Genomic DNA, 3,941 nt, shown 5'->3' on the forward strand with positions numbered 1-3,941 from the left:
CTGGGCCAGCAGCCGGCTACGCAGTTTTGCGTACTCCAACTCCTGCACTACCACGTCGTCTTTCGCCGCCAGGGCGGCCGCGACACCGGCTGCCTGACCGATGACCATCCAGGCGCCTTCGATCCTCAGCGAGGAGACGCCGACATGGGTGCAAGACAACGCGACCGGCACAAGCAGATTGCCGCACTGATCAGGCTTCGGCAGGATCGCACGGTAGGGCACTTGGTAGGCGTAACCCTGGCCCGGAATCCGCCTGACCGGAAAGATCGTGCCCTCATTGATCACGCCGCCATCTTTCAGTGCCACGCGTTGGACGTCGTGTGAGTCGATGGGGAATGACGAGATCGCAATGGGATCATCCTTGCTGGGCTCGTCGAGAATGTCGTTTTGGCTGATGACGTACAGGCCTTTCATCCGACGCGACTCACGGACGTAGAGGGCTGGAGAGAAGTGCCCGTAGTTCGCGAATTCGTCTTTGCAAAGGCCCAGACTCGCATACCGATCGCGCATCGAAGCAGGAACAGCCGGATCGGTTTTCAAGAAGTGAATGAATTCGAGCGTATACTGTTTGTGCGCTTCCCAAATCTTCTTCCGCCCCACTTCGTCCGCCGAGTGCCAGTGATTACCCCCACCGACCAAGCCGGTCGAAAACTGTCCGCCGATCGAATTGTTGCCATCAAACTTATTTCCCGGTAGCGGATAAAGGTCAAAGCCGACGCGTCTCTCTCCCGCCTTCAAGGCACGCCGAACCACTTCGAAACGGTCCGGGTCGTAGTTTTCTGGCTTCGGCATCGGCACGCGGTTGACGGGATCGGTGGTCAGACACAGCCGAAAACTGTACGTCATGATGTTCCTATCGCCAGCCTCCTCCGGCCCGGCATCGTCGGTGGTGACCAGCGGCAACAGTTTGCCGTCATCATCAAAGCCGTCGATGTCCATCTTCTGCTTCGGGTACTGTTTGCCCGCCAGTGATTCGCCATACTCGTCGCGGCCTTCACGACCGATCGTCCAGTCGACTCCGGCGGCAGCCATCAGATCGCCTTCGTAAGTACCGTCGACGAAGACTTTGGCCGCGAACGTCCCGTTGCTCGTGACCAGTGCCTTGATCTGCGCGGCTTCTTTTATGACCGATCGGAGAGAGCGTTCGGTCAGGACGGTGACTCCGGATTCGGCGAGCATTTGCATCGTGACACGCGTCGCGACATGTGGCTCGAACGTCCACCGCGATTGGTCTTTCACCGCCGGGTTGTAGGGAGCCTTCAAGCCGCGATCGGTATAGTCCTTGACGACTCGCCTATGCCACTCGTCGAAGAGTCCCATCAAGGTGCTGCGGACCATTTGATTGGAGTCGCAGTGGCTCAACCCACCGGTGGTCATCGCCCCCACATGGCCGGTCGGTTCCAACAGGATCACCGCAGCGTTTTCTCGCGCCGCCGCGATCGCAGCACAAAACCCGCCCGGCGTCGAACCATAGACAACGACATCTGCCGACGTGACCTCCGCGTTGGACAACACTGTCTTGGAATTTGTCGATTCCTGACCATGCAACGGCCCCGTCAAAAAGCTTGCGAGGACTATAACAACGAGATAGCACTTCTTCATGATTCGGTGTTCATTCTTTGGTTTGATACTCGCCGAGGCTACCTCCCCCAATTCCACCCGTCGATGCCACGCACCGGTGGCCGACGCGGAAGACTCACGTTCTCGCCGTTCGATTCGCCCGAGCCGGTGCGTGCAACATTCGGTTGGTCGAGCGGCTTTAGTCGTCTGAAAACAGCGGCTCCAGCCAGTCCGGACGTGCCGGTATTGTCCCTCGATCGATACGAGTCTTCCAGGACGCATCGTCGACAACCTGCTCGTCACTGAATTCGAAATACGGGAACACGGCTCCACGGCAAAGCAACTCTTGACCTTGATGAGGATACAACACAAAGATGGCTTGGGGACGACTCACCGCGATGTGAACGTGATTTCCATTGCCCTGAGTCAACACGCTGACGCAACGCATCGCATCGTCCAGCGGATGCGCAGCGGAATAAGATTCGTAATTAAGTAGAGCGGCAAGCGTTTCGCCGTAGTTGGTGATGAATTGCTGGTCCTGGGCCGTCAGTGTCTGATTGTCAAGTTGCCTGCTGGCCAGGTCACCAAGCCGCTCACACACTTCCGTCAAACGCAGCCAACGGGACCGATCCGAACTACTTTCGCCGCTGAGAATCGCGCCACGCGCGGCCGGATCGCTTGGCAGTTCCGCCCGTTTGACATGGTCTGAAACTTGAACAAGGGCGGCCAATACCAGTTCAGAAGTGCTGCCATCGAGTTGGTGGAGCCCCAGCCACCCTTGAGGATTCGATGCCCCCATTTTGTAGTAGACATCGTTGATAAACTCTCGATCTTCTCTCGCCAATTTTTCGTTCAATTCGTGCACCCGAATCCCCTCGTTCTCCAACTCGCGAATCAGTGTGAAGAAACGAGCAAATTCATTCAATCGAAAGTGCAAGTGTTCATAATTGATTTCAAAGGCACCTAATTCACCGAGCAACGTTTCAATCCTGGACGCCAATCGACCGAGGCGATGAAAAAACTCGGGGTTTGGCTCCACGAACCCCGCCCCGACATGCCACGATTCGTTCAGAATCAAAGCGTCCTGTTTTGCCTGCAGTGCAAACGTATGGCGCATCTGCGTCCACCCGCCCAAAACGGTCTGACAGCTTTTCAATTGCCAACGTCGAGTCGACATGAATTCCGGCGACGAATCAATCGGCTGCAGCAGCGTCCCGAGACACTGTAGATATGCACCGTAAACGGAATCGTCATCGAGCAACCCGTCCCAGCGATCGGCATCGTCAATCGAATCCGATTCGTTCGCTTCGGCAAGAAGCTCGGCTGCCAATTTCGAACCAAGGGCCGTGCACAGGAGCAGTCCGACGGAACCTGACGGCTTCATCGACTCGGCGGCCGACTGGAACAGGATTGCCTCGGGAGTCCGAGACGCGGAGAGTACACGCAAGGACAAGGCCTGAGGGTCTCCGGGGGCAAACTCCGTGGCGACCAGATCGTTGATTCTGCTCGGTGTCTCCTCGTCGATTCGCTCCAAGAGCTTGGTTCGAATGGGTTCGATCGAATTCAGGAGATCACCGGAGTCTGTTTGCAGCGAATTGAGAGTCAGCAAATCCCAATCGTCGGCGCCACCGAAGAACTCGCGATACGTCTCGACGAACGAAACCCAGTTGGTGTCTTTTGCCGCCCCACCAATCAGGCCCAGTGAAATCAGTTGCTCGTCATCGTGGACGAAAAACGGGATCGTTTGCAACCAGCGGACGGCGCGGTAGTGACGGCGAAGCACATCGCCGCGCGTGTGGAGCCCCTGGGGCGTGAAACGCGAATAGTCAATGGCAAGAAACGACGGTCTCGATTCTCCGAACCAATCGGGCATTGAGTGTCCCGTGGCGTTTTCCACCCGCTGCGTCTCTGCTCGTACGATGCTGCGGATCTCCGAATCGGGCTCATAGTTTGCATCGATCAACTGCCGCGCGACGCCGATGACGATCTGCGCGCGTCGGCGGGCGGATCGAACAATGTCGGAATCCGAGGGCCGACTCGCCACAGCCAGCCGATCGTCAAACGCAGGCAACAATTGTTGCAGCCTTTCGACTTGACGAAACTCCAACTTCAGAATCGAGTCCTCCAGGATCCGATGAAAGGCATTCAAGATCGAGTCCGTCGTGATGAACACCGGATGTTTCTGATTGGCGTACGCTTGATAGAAGTGCCGGAATTGTTCCGACGTCACAGCAACTTTACGCGTCGGATCTCGCTCAAAGACGGCAAGTGGCTCGCGACGCTTCACCGCGTTGTCCATCTCGATGACACGCGAAGAGGCCAGTTTCGTTTGCTCGAACGGAAGGTCGGCGTATCGGGCGTAGGAGGAATCGAACTCGACA

General features: G+C 57.1%; 2 protein-coding genes. Both read right to left on the reverse strand.

Translation table 11 applies throughout. The features are described 5' to 3' along the window. On the reverse strand, nt 1-1,602 hold a 1,602-nt coding region (locus tag ABX749_RS24915), incomplete at its 3' end, for an FAD-dependent oxidoreductase (RefSeq protein WP_372898375.1). Nucleotides 1,603-1,759: 157 nt separating this feature from the next. After that, a partial coding sequence (locus ABX749_RS24920) for a DUF3160 domain-containing protein (RefSeq protein WP_372898376.1) occupies nt 1,760-3,941 on the reverse strand: 2,182 nt, incomplete at its 5' end.

It is taken from the genome of Stieleria sp., from assembly GCF_041595215.1.
Classification (GTDB): Bacteria; Planctomycetota; Planctomycetia; order Pirellulales; family Pirellulaceae; genus Stieleria; species Stieleria magnilauensis.